The 239-nt window shown below is 27.6% G+C and carries 1 protein-coding gene; it reads right to left on the bottom strand.

Going from position 1 to position 239, the window contains the following annotated elements:
• Nucleotides 1–4: 4 nt before the first annotated feature.
• Nucleotides 5–239, bottom strand: a 235-nt coding sequence (locus V7Q41_RS05715; protein ID WP_333844074.1) for a hypothetical protein, incomplete at its 5' end; no start/stop codon positions are given.

Genomic DNA, 239 nt, shown 5'->3' with positions numbered 1-239 from the left:
ATTTTTATTTTGCATAATTAATACCTAAATCTTTAAATATCCTAGATTGAATTTTTTGAGATTCGAGCATGAATGCTTTATCATTTTGTGTATCAAAGCTAATTTTTAAATCATCGCAATTTTTTGATTCTTCATAAAATTGATTCAATGGAGTGGTTGAAGGGCCCATTTTAAAGAGGTCATATGATTTGCATTTTATTGAATTATCTGTTAAAAGCAATAAACTAGCGATGCGTTCC

Source organism: Limnohabitans sp. (genome assembly GCF_036804465.1).
Lineage (GTDB): Bacteria > Pseudomonadota > Gammaproteobacteria > Burkholderiales > Burkholderiaceae_C > Limnohabitans.
Note: the sequence above shows the minus strand (reverse complement) of the source record. Positions and strands in the feature narration are given on the sequence as shown.